This window comes from Crassaminicella thermophila (assembly GCF_008152325.1).
In the GTDB taxonomy this organism is placed as follows: domain Bacteria; phylum Bacillota; class Clostridia; order Peptostreptococcales; family Thermotaleaceae; genus Crassaminicella_A; species Crassaminicella_A thermophila.
Genome location: NZ_CP042243.1, coordinates 901,078 through 917,257 on the forward strand (window position 1 = coordinate 901,078; position 16,180 = coordinate 917,257).

14 protein-coding genes are annotated in these 16,180 nt (G+C 29.1%); 13 read left to right on the forward strand and 1 reads right to left on the reverse strand.

Going from position 1 to position 16,180, the window contains the following annotated elements; all coding sequences use genetic code 11:
• Positions 1–109: 109 nt before the first annotated feature.
• The 4 genes from FQB35_RS04085 to FQB35_RS04100 all read left to right on the forward strand — a co-directional run bounded on the left by FQB35_RS04085 (position 110) and on the right by FQB35_RS04100 (position 9,330).
• Positions 110–1,561, forward strand: a complete 1,452-nt coding sequence (locus FQB35_RS04085; protein ID WP_148808761.1) for a type I restriction-modification system subunit M — start codon at positions 110–112, stop codon at positions 1,559–1,561.
• Between the two features lie 41 nt (positions 1,562–1,602).
• A complete protein-coding gene (locus FQB35_RS04090; protein ID WP_207707340.1) occupies positions 1,603–2,772 on the forward strand; it encodes a restriction endonuclease subunit S in 1,170 nt (389 codons plus the stop codon).
• A gap of 31 nt (positions 2,773–2,803) precedes the next feature.
• Positions 2,804–6,130, forward strand: coding sequence for a DEAD/DEAH box helicase family protein (locus FQB35_RS04095; RefSeq protein ID WP_148808762.1), 3,327 nt, complete (start codon positions 2,804–2,806; stop codon positions 6,128–6,130).
• An 812-nt stretch (positions 6,131–6,942) separates the two neighbouring features.
• The gene (locus FQB35_RS04100; protein ID WP_148808763.1) at positions 6,943–9,330 is read left to right on the forward strand and encodes a hypothetical protein; all 2,388 of its coding nucleotides are present in this window, start codon (positions 6,943–6,945) and stop codon (positions 9,328–9,330) included.
• An 18-nt stretch (positions 9,331–9,348) separates the two neighbouring features.
• On the opposite strand, the gene FQB35_RS04105 is transcribed toward FQB35_RS04100, so the two are convergent.
• A complete protein-coding gene (locus FQB35_RS04105) occupies positions 9,349–9,651 on the reverse strand; it encodes a hypothetical protein (RefSeq protein WP_148808764.1) in 303 nt (100 codons plus the stop codon).
• A gap of 297 nt (positions 9,652–9,948) precedes the next feature.
• Between FQB35_RS04105 and FQB35_RS04110 the strand changes: the two genes are divergently transcribed.
• The 9 genes from FQB35_RS04110 to FQB35_RS04145 all read left to right on the forward strand — a co-directional run bounded on the left by FQB35_RS04110 (position 9,949) and on the right by FQB35_RS04145 (position 15,740).
• Positions 9,949–10,734 (forward strand): hypothetical protein, encoded by a 786-nt coding sequence (locus tag FQB35_RS04110; protein ID WP_148808765.1) that lies wholly within the window; start codon positions 9,949–9,951, stop codon positions 10,732–10,734.
• A 44-nt stretch (positions 10,735–10,778) separates the two neighbouring features.
• Entirely contained in the window at positions 10,779–11,132 is a 354-nt protein-coding gene (locus FQB35_RS16710; RefSeq protein WP_148808766.1) for a recombinase family protein, read from the forward strand.
• Positions 11,042–11,572, forward strand: coding sequence for a recombinase family protein (locus FQB35_RS04120; RefSeq protein WP_148808767.1), 531 nt, complete (start codon positions 11,042–11,044; stop codon positions 11,570–11,572). Before FQB35_RS16710 ends, FQB35_RS04120 begins: the two co-directional genes overlap by 91 nt.
• A 169-nt stretch (positions 11,573–11,741) precedes the next feature.
• Positions 11,742–11,969, forward strand: a complete 228-nt coding sequence (locus tag FQB35_RS16135) for a hypothetical protein (RefSeq protein ID WP_231701852.1) — start codon at positions 11,742–11,744, stop codon at positions 11,967–11,969.
• Positions 11,970–12,210: 241 nt separating this feature from the next.
• Entirely contained in the window at positions 12,211–12,927 is a 717-nt protein-coding gene (locus FQB35_RS04130; protein WP_148808768.1) for a hypothetical protein, read from the forward strand.
• Positions 12,928–13,321: 394 nt separating this feature from the next.
• Positions 13,322–14,251: a PhzF family phenazine biosynthesis protein gene (locus FQB35_RS04135; protein WP_148808769.1), complete on the forward strand. Its 930-nt coding sequence runs from the start codon at positions 13,322–13,324 to the stop codon at positions 14,249–14,251.
• A 447-nt stretch (positions 14,252–14,698) separates the two neighbouring features.
• The gene (locus FQB35_RS04140) at positions 14,699–15,211 is read left to right on the forward strand and encodes a cache domain-containing protein (protein ID WP_148808770.1); all 513 of its coding nucleotides are present in this window, start codon (positions 14,699–14,701) and stop codon (positions 15,209–15,211) included.
• The gene (locus FQB35_RS16365) at positions 15,195–15,323 is read left to right on the forward strand and encodes a PDC sensor domain-containing protein (RefSeq protein ID WP_269902701.1); all 129 of its coding nucleotides are present in this window, start codon (positions 15,195–15,197) and stop codon (positions 15,321–15,323) included. Before FQB35_RS04140 ends, FQB35_RS16365 begins: the two co-directional genes overlap by 17 nt.
• Positions 15,324–15,740 (forward strand): HAMP domain-containing protein, encoded by a 417-nt coding sequence (locus FQB35_RS04145; protein WP_148808771.1) that lies wholly within the window; start codon positions 15,324–15,326, stop codon positions 15,738–15,740.
• Positions 15,741–16,180: the final 440 nt, after the last annotated feature.

A 16,180-nucleotide genomic window follows, 5' to 3' on the forward strand; every position in this document is an offset into this window, starting at 1 on the left:
GCTGTCTAGTATTTTTTTGATTTTCTTATAGTATTCATGAATTAAAATTGATAAAATTATTTAAAACTACTACATTCCATTTATGAATTTAATTTAGGAGGATTAAGATATGATAACAGGTGAACTAAAAAACAAAGTAGACAAGATATGGGAAATATTTTGGACAGGTGGAATAACTAATCCTTTATCTGTAATTGAACAATTTACATATCTTATTTTTATAAAGGCATTGGACGATAAACAAAATGATTTAGAGCAAAATGCATCTATACTTGGTATTGAACCAAAGAAGATATTTAATGATGACCAACAGGATTTAAGATGGAAGAATTTTAAACAAAAAGGCGCTAATGAAATGTATGAAATTGTATCTAAGAAGGTATTTCCTTTTATTAAAAAATTGGATAATAATAAAGAATCAGCATTTTCAAAATATATGGGTGATGCAATTTTTATGATACCTACACCACAAATGCTTGAAAAGCTAGTAACAAATATAGATACATTGCCTATGGAAGGAAGAGATGCTAAAGGAGACCTATATGAGTATCTCTTATCTAAAATTGCATCATCTGGTACCAATGGACAATTTAGGACACCAAGACACATTATTAAAATGATGGTTGAATTAATGAAACCAACACCGACAGATATTATCGTAGACCCTGCAGCGGGTACAGCAGGTTTTTTAGTTGCAGCAGGTGAATATCTACAAAGAAATAATGAAGACCTATTTACAGTTCAAGAGCTTAAGAATCATTATAACCAAACTATGTTCTATGGATTTGATATGGATAGAACAATGCTTCGTATTGGAGCAATGAACATGATGCTTCATGGTGTAGAAAGACCTAATATAATGTATAGAGATTCATTGTCAGAGCAAAACAAGGATGAAGAGAAATATACCCTTGTATTAGCTAATCCACCATTTAAAGGTTCATTGGACTATGAGTCAGTTTCAGTTGACCTACTTAAAGTAACAAAGACGAAGAAAACTGAACTTTTATTTCTTGCACTAATGTTACGTATCCTTAAGAAAGGTGGACGTTGTGCAACTATAGTACCTGATGGGGTATTATTCGGTAGTTCAAAAGCCCATAAAGCAATTAGAAAAGAGATTGTTGAAAATCATCACTTGCATGCAATCATATCTATGCCAAGTGGTGTATTTAAACCCTATGCTGGGGTTTCAACTGCTATAATGATATTTACTAAGACAGGTGCAGGTGGAACGGATAAGGTTTGGTTCTATGATATGAAAGCTGATGGATTTTCATTAGATGACAAACGTCAACCCGTGGATGAAAATGATATTCCTGACATTATCATTCGTTATCATAATCTAGAAAATGAAAAGGATAGAAAACGTACTGAAAAGTCTTTCTTTGTCAGTAAAGATGAAATTGTGAAGAATGATTATGATCTTTCCATTAACCGATATAAAGAGATTGAATATGAAGAAGTGGAATATGAAGCACCTAAGGTTATTATTCAAAGAATAAAAGAGTTAGAACATCAGATTCTTGATGGGCTGAATGACATTGAGAGGATGGTGTAGGATGGAATTTAAGAAGCTTGGTAAGATATGTGATGTTTTGAATGGATATGCCTTTGAGAGCAAAAAATACTCTACTAGAGGTTATAGAGTCATTAGAATTACAAATGTTCAAAAAGGGTGTAATTGTTGATAATGATCCGAAATATTATTGTGACAAAGATATGGAAGATTTAAAAAGATATGAGTTGTTTGAAAATGATATTCTGATGTCTTTAACTGGAAACGTCGGTAGGGTGGGTATACTAAGAAAATCTATGTTACCAGCTGCACTTAATCAGCGAGTGGCTTGCTTAAGAATTAAAAATAAAGCAGTAGACTTTAAGTTTCTGTACTATTACTTGAATAGTGACCAATTTGAGAATTTATGTATTGAGAATTCAAAAGGTATTGCACAAAAAAACTTAAGTACAGTATTTTTAAAGAACGTACTAATTCCTCTACCAGCACTCGAAACCCAAAAGAAAATTGTTGAAGTTTTAGATAAAGCTCAGGAGCTTATAGATTTAAGAAAGAAGCAAATTGAACTTCTTGATGAGTTAATTCAAAGTATATTTTATGATATGTTTGGAGACCCTGTTACAAATCCAAAAGGGTGGGATGTTAGAAAACTAAAAGATATATCAACAAAAATAATAAATGGAACAACCCCAAAAGGTGGAAAGCAAGTTTATGTTGAGGATGGGATTGTTTTTTTAAGAAGCCAAAATGTTTGGAAAAATAGATTATTACTTGATGATGTGGCATATATAGATAATGAAACTCATACTAAAATGGCAAAAAGTAGTTTGAAGTATAAAGATATTCTAATGACTAAAACTGGAAGAATAAATACTGAAAATAGTAGTTTAGGTAGAGCGGCTATGTTTTTAGGAGAAGATGATAGTGCTAATATAAATGGACATGTTTATCTGATAAGACTACAAAAGAATATTATTCATGAATTTGTTTTATTTATTCTTACAACTAATGAATATAGAGAATACATTAGAAGTGTATGTGTTGGTGGTATTGATAAAAGACAGATAAATAAGGAACATTTACAAAATTTCCCGATAATTTTGCCGCCCATTGAACTTCAAAATCAATTTGCAGAAATGCTGCAAAAAATCGAAGAACAAAAACAACTCATGCAACAATCACTCATCGAAATGGAAAATAACTTTAATTGCTTAGTGCAAAGAGCTTTTAAAGGAGAACTATTTAATGAATAAAGATACCGCTTAAACATTGGGGGGGGATAACATGCAATCTAATTTTAGCTTTTTAAAGAAACATAAGTTATATGATAGCTTTTCAGGGGCTTGTATAGAAGCTGAGAAGAGTTTAGTTGTATCTTTTGCAACTACAGCTATATTAGCTCGTAGAGCATTGGAATTAGCAGTTAAATGGGTTTATAGTTATGATGAAGAATTAGCTGTACCCTATCAAGACAATTTATCAACTCTGATACATGATTATAACTTTAAGAGTATCATAGATGTAAAGTTATTACCTATGCTCAAATACATTCAGCAGTTAGGAAATAAAGCCGTTCATACTAATATTCCAATTAATAGAGAACAAGCTGTACTTGCTTTAAAAAATCTATTTGAGTTTATATCATGGATAGATTATTGTTACTCAGATGAATTAAATACTGCTGAATTTGATGAAAGTATTCTACAAGATAGCGAACAGGAAAAAAAGACTCGAAAAGAATTACAAGACCTTTATGAGCGATTAAGTTCCAAAGATAGGAAGCTTGAAGAAGTTATTAAAGAAAATAAAGAACTTCGTAAGAAGATGACTTCGAAGAGAATTGAAAACGAGCAGCAACGTAACTTTGAAGTTGATGAAATAAGTGAATTTAAAACACGTAAGATGTATATAGATTTAGAGTTTGAACTGGCAGGATGGACTATTGGAACTGATTGTCGTGAAGAGGTTGAAGTTCAGGATATGCCTAATGATTCAGGTGTAGGCTACGTTGATTATGTTCTTTATGGAGACGATGGCAAACCCCTTGCTGTTGTTGAAGCTAAAAAAACAAGTGTTAATCCTAGGGTAGGGAAGCAACAGGCAAAGCTTTATGCAGATTGTTTAGAGAAGGAACATAACATTAGACCTGTAATATTCTATACCAACGGTTTTGAGTATTATTTATGGGATGATACTAGCTATCCAGAACGTCAAGTATCGGGTATCTATACAAAAAGTGAACTAGAATGGCTAATATATAAACGAACAAATAAAAAGTCATTAAAATCTGTGTATATAAAAGATGAAATTACAAATAGACCTTATCAAAAAATGGCTATTCAAGCTGTATGTGACACACTAGAAAAAGGGAATAGAAAAGCATTACTTGTTATGGCAACTGGCTCAGGCAAGACTCGTACAGCCATTTCAATAGTAGATGTACTCTACAGAAAAGGATGGGTAAAAAATGTTCTTTTTCTAGCAGATAGAAAAGCTTTAGTAAAGCAAGCTAAGAAAAACTTTAAAAATCTGCTACCAGAATTATCGTTATGCAATTTACTCGATAACAAAGATAATCCTGAAAGTAGGATGGTATTCTCAACATATCCAACTATGATGAATGCTATTGATGAAACAAAGAGAAAAGATGGTACTAGACTTTTTAGTTCTGGACATTTTGATTTAATTATCATAGATGAATCTCATAGAAGTATTTATAAAAAATATCAAGCTATTTTTGACTTTTTTGATGCTATCCTACTAGGACTAACTGCAACACCAAAGGATGATATAGATAAGAATACCTATGAGGTATTTGACCTTGAGAACAATGTACCAACCTTTGCATATGAATTAGAGGAAGCTGTTAATGATGGATACTTAGTTCCATACCATACTATTGAAACAAAGCTGAAATTTATGGAGGAAGGTATTCATTATGATGATTTAAGTGATGAAGAGAAGGAACAGTTTGAAGAAACCTTCGATGATGATGTAAAGGATATTAGTAGTGAAGCATTAAATACATTTTTGTTTAATAATAATACAGTAGATACAGTGCTTCAAACATTAATGGAGAAAGGTATCAAAGTTGAAGGTGGCGACAAGCTAGGTAAGACTATTATCTTTGCTAAAAACAAAAAACATGCTGATTTCATTGTAAAAAGATTTGATGCTTTATATCCAGAGTATAAAGGTGAATTTGCAAAGACAATATATACAGGTATTAACTACGTTGATACTATTATTGATGATTTCTCAACAAAGGATAAATTACCTCAAATTGCAGTATCGGTAGATATGTTAGATACAGGTATCGATATTCCTGAAATAGTTAATTTAGTCTTTTTTAAGAAAGTTCGTTCAAAGGCAAAGTTCTGGCAGATGATAGGGAGAGGAACAAGACTTTGTGAAAATCTATTTGGTACCGGCTTACATAAAGATGGATTTAGGATGTTTGATTATTGCTCTAATTTTGAATATTTTAGAGAAAACAAAAGAGGGAAAGAGACAAAGATTACAAAATCATTAACAGAGAAATTATTTAACATCAAAGTAGATATAATTAAAGAATTACAGCGACTTGAGTATCAGAAGGATGAATATATTGCTTATAGAGAAGAATTGATTGATGAACTAGTAAAAAGTATTGTGCAAATTGATGAATCAAAGTTTACAAGTAGAATGAAAATCCAGTACATACATAAGTATAATCAAAAGACTGCTTGGAATAATATATCTGATATAGAAGCCCGTGAATTAGAAGAACATATTGCTCCACTAATAAATCCAATTGATGATGATGAATTAGCTAAGAGATTTGATTACTTGATGCTAACTATTGAATATGCACATTTAAAAGGTTTTGTTGCTTCAAAGCCTAAAATGAAGGTAGTAGATACAGCTGAGGAACTATCAAATAAAGGTAGTATAGCAATAGTTAAAAGTCAGGAAGAGCTAATTTTAAGGGTACAGACAAATGAATTTTGGGAAGAAGCTGATATTTTTGATTATGAAGTTGTTAGAAAGGCATTTAGAGATTTAATTAAGTTTCTTGATAAGAATTTTAGTGAGATTTATTATACAAATTTTACAGATGAGGTTTTACAGATTCATGTAAATCCAGGAGAATTTACAGTTAACGACTTAAAAAGTTATCGAAAAAAAGTAAACCATTATCTTAAAGAACACCAAGATGATTTAGTAGTTTATAAAATTAGAAACAACAAGCCTATTACAACAGAGGATATTAAGCATCTTGAAAAAGTATTATGGGAAAAATTAGGAACAAAAGAAGATTATGAAAGAGAATATGGAGATGAATCATTACTAAAATTAGCATCGAAAATAGTTGGTCTTGATCCAAAAGCTGCTAATGAAGCTTTTTCAGAGTTTTTAACAGATGAAACTCTCAACTCTAATCAAATGGAGTTTGTTAAGCTTATTGTAAACCATATAATTAGCAATGGTAGCATAGATAAAACTATACTTAATGAGCATCCATTTAACAAGTATGGAAATGTGGTTAGTTTATTTGAAAATAAATTAGATACAATAAAAAAAATTATAAAAAAAATTGATGAACTTAATGCTAGAATTAATGTAGGGTAAGAGATAAAATAAAACATAAAACCTTAGAATTTAATTGTTCAAAGTAATCACAAAAATTTTTACAACAAAATACTTAATTTATAAAAAGACATAGTAGAAAAAGGCTCTTTGTTAATAGTTTGGGTGGGATTAGTTGTAATTCCGCACCATTATTACATTTGAGCCAATTTTTATTAATTGATAAGTAATTACTTGTTTTTAGGTATTCTTAATAAATCTAGCTAAAATGTAGACTTTTTTAAAGGTTTTCTTTATGTTTAACAATAAATTTAAGATTAATTATGTAATATTTGATTCTAATAGATATTTAATTTTTATAAACTTTCAGCAACAACCCTAAACTCATCTATCTTATCAACACCTTCAAAAAACTTCCTCTGAGAACAATAAATAGGCCTATCACACATTTCACAGAATTTAGCATTACCAGGATTAGCATATGTACAGTTTTCTAAATCAGTGCAGTAGTTAAAAATATATGTAGACCAAGAAGACTGTTACTGTTCTTTCGTTTATATAAGTTATGAAATTCACCAATTTCTTTTAACCGGCAGGGGTGCATAGATTACTGATGTGCTTATTTATAGTTTTGGAGCATTTATAGGAATAGGGATGTATGGGGTGGTTGGAAAAATTAAGAGGGTCATGGTAAAGAAGTAATGGATCATATACTTGTTTAGACAGGTATATGGTTTTTAAATTTGAAGTTTTTAATAAAAAATTTCACTAACAGAATCATGTGAAAATTGTCAAAGATATGATAATATATAAATATGAATATTTTGTCAGCAAAGCACAAAGGGGGATAAATTTTGATAAGATATGAAGATTTAAGTCCAGAGGTTATTTCTTTAATAAATGAAAATAGTATTGTATGGGATAAGCACAAAAGGGTATACTTTACAAAGCTACATAAAGAATTTTATTTAAAAGAAAGTGAAGTAAAGTCAGAAGAATACTTAAAAGAATTCTGTGAATTGAATCAATATCTAAGAAAACATTTAGAGTATGGAGTTAATACTGAATGGGCAGATTCAGAGCTAAATAAATATACATATAAATTGAATAAGCATAGTCTAAAAAATAAATTTCCAAGAACGATTGAAGCTTTATCAAGGTTTTATGATGATAGCGATATAATAGCTTTTTATAAAAAAGAATTAAAAGTGCTGGAGCCAACAATTATTGATTTAGTAGGAACAACTGGGGCAGGAAAAACAACTTTTTGCCAACAATTTGTAGACGATGAAGGCAAAGAACTATTGGAAAAAACTATTACACGAACAGGGAATAGTACTATAATACAAACAGATGTTGTTATACTAGAAAATACAAAAAGTAGATTATTTTTAAAAGCTAGAAGTAAAAGAGATATAATTAGAGATTTAATTTTAGTAGCTTTAAATATAGATACAGATTATGAATTTGATACCAGAAAAAATATAACAGAAGGAAAAAATAAAGAAGGATTAAAAAAGCATAAAAAGGAAATTAAAATTGATAGTGATATATTTCAAGGAGTATATAATTTATTTAGAACTGAAGAATTGATAAAGAAATTCCAAAAAGTAGCAAAAGAACTTCAGCAAAATTTTCTAGAAGACGTAAATATACAAAAGTATATAAATGAAAATATAGAGAATACAAATTTAATTGAATTAATTGATAGTATTATAGGAGAAGAACTTAAAATATCAGATTTTTATGGTTACAGACATGAAATTAGGCTTGATGGAAAATATATTTTGGAAAAGACAATTATACCTACTAAGGAATTTAATAAACTAAAAGGAAAAGATGATAGATTTAAAAATATTGTTTCATATAGAATATTATTTGAACAAGCAATATTGGTCCTAAGATGTGATGACAAAGCTAAAGAGGTATTACCAGAAAAATTTAAGAAAGGTATAATATTTAGGGATTCTCAGGGCCATAATCCTGCAGAACAAGTTGGAATAGCAACTGATTTTGAAGTTAAAAATAAAATTTTACTTATTCCTGTAGGTACAGGTGGAGAATTAATAGATGACAGATATATTGAAGAAATGAAAAACATCATTATTTCAGAACCAAAACAGAATATAATAGTAATTACTAAACTTGATAAGGCTAGTTCCTATGAAAAATATATTGAGAATGATTATGATGGTTTCATTGAAGAGTTAAAAGATCAAGTAGTTACAACACATAATAATTTAGTTTCTAAGTTAGAGAGAATAGATGAAGATGATAGTAGTCAAGATTATAAATTAGATAAAAATGCTATTGCTAAGAAGTTTATTGAAGCATTTGATAATGCGTATCTTTCAAAAATAACAAAAACAAGAGAAGGAAATTATGATGCTGAATTGCACAAAATATTATGTAAAAATAAAAGCAATGAAGAAATTGATGTATCAGATATAGAAGATATAATTATTATTGATAATTGGTATAATGTTATTTCAAATATTTTAGAAAGTGAGAACAAGGTATCTTATAATGAAGCAAGATTAGCTATTAAAAAAGCTATCAATAAGAATAATTTAGAATCAATAATATCTTTAATAGCAGACAAAGCTTTGAAATTAGTTAGATTCTGTGTAGATAGAATAAATTGGGAAAAAGAATTAGATGAAATATTAGATTTGTTTTCTAAAGATTTTAGAACTATTTATAATGAATTTTATATATGGTATGTTAGAGCTTTAGTAAGAGATATCAGCACAAATGGACATTATGTTGAAGATAAAGTAGCAAAAATAATAAAAAATATTAATAGCTTAGTGATGAAGGATACAAATGCAAATGCAGTTCAAACTATATTAGAAGCTCTATTATTGAATTATTTAGAAGAAACATATGAATTTGATAAAAGATTAGATGTATCTAAAATAACTAAAAGAATAATAGCAAATGCCATATCTAAAGCTGTAATGGCATCGTATAAAATATATGATAGGGATATTATTCAAAATAATCATGAAACAAATATTAACGATATTTACAACGAACCAACTGTTTATGTTAAACCATTAAAAGATATAGATAAATATGAAATTAATAAAAGAAACTATTGGACAGATACTGCATATTTTTTAGGAGTATATTGTAATCTTTTATCTAAATTTAAATATAATTTATATGTCCATTTTGAGAATATATTTAAGGTGGTTTTAGAAAGTGAATTAGAAAAATTAGATGAGAAAGCAAAATGATAAAAAAGCTATGTCAGTTTAGTATTGGCATAGCTTTTCTTCTTTTAAGATTTTCCCAGAATCTAAGTTAACTAACATAACATAAAAATTAACTTTTAAAGATTTAGGTGGTTTTTTAATAAAGGTTTCAAATTCAATTTCACTACTAACAGCTATGGAAAATTTTATATCTGAAGTCCATTCGTTTAAAGCTACTGAACCGTAAATATTATAAAGCATATCTTTGTTAACAGACGTTTTAAGCTGGATATACCATTTAGAGTATTCCCAATTTTTTATTTCAATTATTAAATCAGCAGGGCCTTCAATTGTTTTATTCATATTCCATTCAAAAATCCTTAGTATATAACTCAGATAAAATAATCTGAAATAATTTTTTTCCATTTCTAAAGTGACAAGGGACGGTTCCTTGTCATGGTGGACAGAAATTAAAAAGTAGATGTATAATATAGGACATGACGGTATTATAAATTGTTAACACTTATGAAAATCTTATTTTATTTGTTAGGAGTTTGGGAATTTGTTAGTTGGACAAAATACGCCAGTAAAGAAAGCTTGTTTGTTTTCAGTTTGCAATGACCTCTCCTTATATAATAAATTTAGAAGGGTGATTATTATATGAAAAAGTTTGTATTATTAATAGTAGTATTATTTAGTGTATTTTTGGCGGTTGAATGTATGAATAAGAATGAAATGCATATACCGCAATTTGAAAAATCAGTTTTAACTACAGATAAAGATTTAACTAAAGAGAAACAAGAGACGGATTTAAGTAACGACATTAGTATTGAGCCGGAAAGTGGAACCAAAAACAAAATGGATAATGATCTTCAAGATATATCGTCGTTTATACCTAAAGGGTGGGAAGTCTTAAAAAAATATGATGAATTAGCTATAGCAGAAGGAGATTTAAATAAAGATGGGATAATGGATAAAGCCTTTGTAATTGAGCAAAATAATCAATCTGAATATGCATCTCCAAGAAACTTACTAATAGTTTTTGGGAATAAAGATAATACTTATACACTATCAATAAGGGCAGAAAAAGCTATTCTTCTTGCAAATGAAGGAGGAAGTTTTGGAGATCCTTTTGAAGATATAGCTATAGATAGAGGTTCTGTCTTGATAAAGTTTATGGGTGGTTCCAGTAGATGGCATAGGTATTTTAGATTTCGGTATCAAGATAATGGCTGGTATTTAATTGGATTTACAGAAGGTTCATACGAATCTATTGGTGATTCAATGGATTGCCTTGAAGATGACTATAATCTAATTACAGGTGATTATATAGGCGAGAAATTAGAAGATGGCAAAATTAAAACTATAAAAAAGAATATAGGGAAAAAACAACTTTTGAATTTAAAAGATTTTGTTGCGGATGAATATGATATGCAACCTCAGTAAAAAGACATTATACTCATTGAATCGAAGTGACAAGGGATGGTTCCTTGTCATGTAGAGCTGAGTTTAACAGAATGATTGAAGATGCAATGGCAGGCCAGTTTGATATGATTATTACCAAATCCATCAGCAGATTTGCAAGAAATACACTGGACTGTCTTAAATATGTAAGGATGCTTAAGGAAAAAGGTATAGGAGTTTATTTTGAAAAAGAAAATATAGATACAATGGATTCAAAGGGAGAAGTACTTTTAACTATTTTGAGTTCATTGGCCCAGGATGAAAGCTGCTCAATCAGTGAAAACAGCAGGTGGGGAATTGTAAGACGTATTTTAAAGAATATCTTGAAGGTAAAAGTGCAGATAAAATTGCAGCAGGTCTTACAAAAGATGGCATACTAACTGTCACTGGAAAGCGAAAATGGCATCCAACAGTTATAACTAAAATGCTTAAAAATGAAAAATACAAAGGTGATGCTCTGACAATAACAGTAGACTTTTTAACCCATAAAAGAGTTAAAAATGAAGGACAAGCACCTCAATATTATGTAGAAAACAGCCACCCGGCAATAATAAGCAAAGAAATGTTTGAAGCTGTTCAAAAAGAGATGAAAAGGCGTTCAGAGCTTAGAGGTTTTGGTGATAAAGAAAGAGGGTTCAAACACAGCAGTAAGTATCCATTTTCAGGGAAAATATTTTGTGGTAGCTGCGGTGCAGTATATAGAAGAAAAAGGTGGGGACCTACTAATAAATATAAGAAGTATGTTTGGAACTGCAGAACAAGAGATGAAAATGGTCCCAAAAGCTGTAGTATGAAAGCAGTAGATGAAGAAAAAATCTAAAGATAGCATTTGTTAGAGCGGCTAATAAAGTAATAAAGGATAGTGATGGCCTTATAAAGAAAATGATAGGCAATATAGAAAAGGTTCTAAGTGAAAATAAAGATGATGAAGAAATAAAAGCTATTGATTTAATATTTATGATGAAGAATACAACAGGCTGGTTTTGGAGATGGAGAATATAAGAAGTCAGCGACTGGTATATACAAAAAATGAAATGGAGTGTAAAAATAATTATTCTAGAGTTAGAGAGATAGAGAGAATACTTAATGAGCATGAACCTATAAATAGCTTTGATGAAAAATTATTTAGGGTGTTAGTAGAAAAGATAAGAGTTGTATCTTTGGTTGAAGTGGAGTTTGTTTTGAAGATAGGGGTTGTGGTTAGGGAGATATTGTAGAGTGTTGATTTAGAATATTTTTAATAAGATTTATTGTATTTTTAAGTCATAAAAAGCAAAAAAACTTTTTAGAAAATTCTATCTTTTTAATGTTTTTTTATAATAATAAGTGTATAATAAAAGAAATTACATAATGCTAATTCAACAAATTTGAATAATGGATATGACGCAGCTTTGAAAAATTTAAGACAGTGTTTAGTATTATGTAATTTGATTAATTTTAAAATGTGGAGGGATGTTTGTGAAAAAATATTTTACATTGTTTCTTTTAGTAGCTGTGATTGCTTTGTCGGCAGTAGGTTGTAGTTCAAAAGATGAAGCACAAAACAGCAGTTTTCAAGATGAAACTAATAAGCCTGTAGAAATAGAAACTGTTGAAAATAATGATAATTCTACTGCAGCACAAAATGAAGAAGAAATTCAAATTAATTTCCAGGATAACTTTTCGTTTGAATTAATAAGCGGAGTAGGAGGGAACACAACATTTATAAAATATTGGAAGCAAAACGGAAGTTATAGAATGGAAGTATTAGATTCTGTGACTAAAAAGACGATAGTTATGATTAATTCAGAAAAAAACAATGCTTTTTATCAGTATTTACCTGATGAAAATATGGCAACGAAAACGATTCGACAAGATGGTATGGATAATATGTGGTTATGTACTATAGAAGAATTAACATTAGATAGGAAATCTTTAAAAGAATTGAAAGTAAATGGGGATTTTGAAGAGTTAACATATAATGGACAAGATGTATATTATTTTGAAAAGAAGGTTCCAGGGGTAAATTCTGTAACAAGAATGTGGATATCCAAAGAATACGGACTGATCATCAAGATGGAGCAAGAAGTAGAGGAAAATATTGTAATGTCACAAGAAATAAAAAATCTCAAGAAAGGTCCATTTGATGAATCGCTGTTTACTATACCTGAAGGAGTTACAGTACAAGAATTATAATAGTTTTTATATTTCTATATATCGAATAAATGCGATAAAAAGTATAGATAATATTTACTTTTTATCACATTTATTTAATTTTTTTATGCAATATGCAGCTTTTTCAAAATAAAATAGGGTACTGTCAAGAGGAGTATAAAAAATATTCTGGAAATTTATGATTTCTGCCTGTAAAAAAAGAATTATAATTTACTTATAAGATCTTTGTAAAAGTTGAAATAAACAGGTTTTCAGCCTAACCTTGACAAAAATTTTAATGCAAATATTTAGCTAACTAACAGGCAGAAAGGGATGGATTAAGGGGGGGGAACCATAAATCCTTGTAAATACTAAATTTACAGGAATTTTAAGCAAAAATCTTTGACAATACTGTTGGTTATAAAGAGGTGGTTTGATGAAGAAAAAGATAAAGATATATCAAGTAGATGCTTTTACAAACAAGGCTTTTGGAGGGAATCCAGCAGCTGTTGTATTTGATGCAGAAGAGTTAAGTGATGAACAAATGCAAAAAATAGCAAATGAGATGGCTCTTTCTGAAACAGCTTTTATTTCAAAATCATATAGTGATGGATATGATTACGAGGTTAGATTTTTTACACCTACAGAAGAAGTGGACTTATGTGGCCATGCTACTATTGGAGCTTTCTACTTAATGGCAAAATTAGGTTTGATTAATTCTAAAGAAAAAGTAGTTACAGTTAAACAAAAGACATTGGCTGGAGTTCTTCCTGTTGAGATTATTTTTAATAAAGGAACTGTCAGTAAAGTTATGATGACTCAAGCAAAACCGAAATATCTTTTTACAGTAGAAGAAATAGATGAACTTGCTAAGATAATGGATATTAATAAAGAAGATATAGGTATTGATAAATTTAGAGGAGTGCCAATGGCTTACTCTACAGGTTTACCTGATATCATGCTTCCAGTAAAAAACATTGAAGTGCTTGAAAGAATTAAACCAAATTTTTCATTGTTGAGTAAATATAGCAAAAATAAAAAAGTTATAGGAGTCCATGCATTTACTTTAAAGGATATAAATAAAAATATAGTATTATGTAGAAACTTTGCTCCTGCTTATGGGATAAATGAAGAAGCAGCAACAGGTACGTCTAATGGAGCTATGGCTGCATATTTAATAGAAAATAAAATAGTAGATTTTGATAAAAATATTGACTTGATATGTGAACAAGGACATTTTATAAATAGACCAAGTCAAATACATGTAAAAATACTAAGAAACGGTAATGAAATGACTATCAAAGTAGGAGGAGAAGCTGTTATAATAATGGAAGGAACAATTTTTTTAAATGAAGTGATAAAATGATATATTTAGATAATGCGGCAACTTCATTTCCAAAACCTTAAGAGGTTTATAAAGCGATAGATAAATGTTTTAGGGAATTTGGAGCAAATCCAAGTAGAGCTATATACGATACAAGAATAATTTGCTTATAAAATCTTTGTAAAGGTTGAAATAAACAGGCTTTCAGCCTGACCTTGACAAAGATTTTAATGCAAATATTTAGGTAACTAATAGGTAGAAAGGGATGGATTAAGGCGGATGAACCCTAAATCCTTGTAAATACTAAGTTTGCAGGCGTTTTAAGCAAAAATCTTTGATAATACCGGGGAAAAGAAGGGAGAGAAAAAATGAAACAAAAGAAAAAAATAAGCTGAGAAATAAACTGTTAATAATGATAACAATTGCAATTATTGTGCCTATAAGTTTATTAGTTTTTTTTCTTATAAAGAATCATTTAATGTACTAAAGATGAAGCTACAGGAGACATTTAGCCAATTAGCAAAAGAGATAAACAGCGGATTAGAGAGATTTTTGATAGGCAAGGAAAATATTACAGAAATATTATCAGGCAATGAGAATTTCAAGAAATTATTTTTAGGCTCAAATGACAATACACAAGACAATAGAAACTATGAACTGGCAATGAGTATTCTAAAAGATTTAACAGAGAGCGATACGGATATAATGTTTGCATATTTTGGTACAGCTGATGGAGAAATGTATAGCTATCCGGAAGATGAATTGCCGGAAGATTATGATCCGAGAGTAAGACCGTGGTATAAAAAGGCAATAGAAAACAAAGGAAAAACAGTTTTATCGGAGCCGTATCAAGATGCATCCACAGGGGAAGTTGTTATAACAGTTGCAAAAACAGTATTAGATGGAAACAAAGTAATAGGTAGATATAAACCTAAAAACATTAGCCGAAAATCTAGCTGGCATAACAGTTGGAAAAAGTTGTTATGTGTATGCAGTAGATAAAAGTGGAGTAACGATAGCTCATCCAAACAAAGAATATATAGGTAGTGAATCTATCAAAGAAATTGGAATTTGGGATGAAATAAGCTCAAAAAATAATGGATTTATAGAGTAGATGTATAATGGAGAAAATAAATTTGTAGTATTTGAAACAAATAATGTTACAGGATGGAAAATAGTAGTCGCTTTAGAAGAAGATGAATTGTTGAGAGATACAAATATAATAATGTATTTTAGTATTTATGGGATTATAGTGGGAATAATTTTTGCGCTGATTATTTCATCAATAATAGCAGTAAATATTTCCAGACCGTTAAGTAAAGTTCAAAATGCAATACAAAAAGCATCGAAAGGTGATTTAACGGTAAACATCGATATAAAGAGAAGTGATGAAATAGGACAAATGACAGAAGCCTTTAATGAAATGTTAAAATCAATAAGAAATATGATAGCAGAAATAAAAGATAAATCGAATGAAGTAAGTGGCGATTCAGAAAGTTTAGCAGCAGTAACAGAAGAAGTAGCAGCATAAAATAATAATTCATACAAATCTCTGAATATTTATATAGAGATTTGTATGAATTTTTTTAATAAATTTATTTCTTAATATAGTCATTTTTATTTTATAGATATATTTATAATTTAAGTCAATATGATTTTCTATTAATAACTTAAGTAAATCATTTAAATTTAAATTATTATTAAAATAAGAAATAAAATAATTGTTTATTTGTTGATAGCGTTCTTTTTTTGTAATAAATCTAGAAGTTCACTATTTTTATGTTGATTTTGGTATTTGATAATATTATTTTTAGCTGTATCAATAAGTTCTTCATTATTTATTGGTTTTAGAATGTAATTAACAACCTTATAAAAGGCTTTATTTTAAAATGGATGATTGAAAAGTCAGTCTGTTTTTTGAATAATATAAAAACATTACAACGAGTTAAGTATATCAATTTTTACTATTAT

What these genes read in the sequence shown, in the direction of transcription:
- FQB35_RS04135 (WP_148808769.1), top strand. Translation starts at nt 13,322, where the DNA reads ATGAAGAAAAAGATAAAGATATATCAAGTAGATGCTTTTACAAACAAG.
- FQB35_RS04085 (WP_148808761.1), top strand. Translation starts at nt 110, where the DNA reads ATGATAACAGGTGAACTAAAAAACAAAGTAGACAAGATATGGGAAATA.
- FQB35_RS04095 (WP_148808762.1), top strand. Translation starts at nt 2,804, where the DNA reads ATGCAATCTAATTTTAGCTTTTTAAAGAAACATAAGTTATATGATAGC.
- FQB35_RS04140 (WP_148808770.1), top strand. Translation starts at nt 14,699, where the DNA reads ATGAAGCTACAGGAGACATTTAGCCAATTAGCAAAAGAGATAAACAGC.
- FQB35_RS04145 (WP_148808771.1), top strand. Translation starts at nt 15,324, where the DNA reads ATGTATAATGGAGAAAATAAATTTGTAGTATTTGAAACAAATAATGTT.
- FQB35_RS04090 (WP_207707340.1), top strand. Translation starts at nt 1,603, where the DNA reads ATGGATATGCCTTTGAGAGCAAAAAATACTCTACTAGAGGTTATAGAG.
- FQB35_RS04105 (WP_148808764.1), bottom strand. Translation starts at nt 9,651, where the DNA reads ATGAATAAAACAATTGAAGGCCCTGCTGATTTAATAATTGAAATAAAA.
- FQB35_RS16135 (WP_231701852.1), top strand. Translation starts at nt 11,742, where the DNA reads ATGGAGAATATAAGAAGTCAGCGACTGGTATATACAAAAAATGAAATG.
- FQB35_RS04110 (WP_148808765.1), top strand. Translation starts at nt 9,949, where the DNA reads ATGAAAAAGTTTGTATTATTAATAGTAGTATTATTTAGTGTATTTTTG.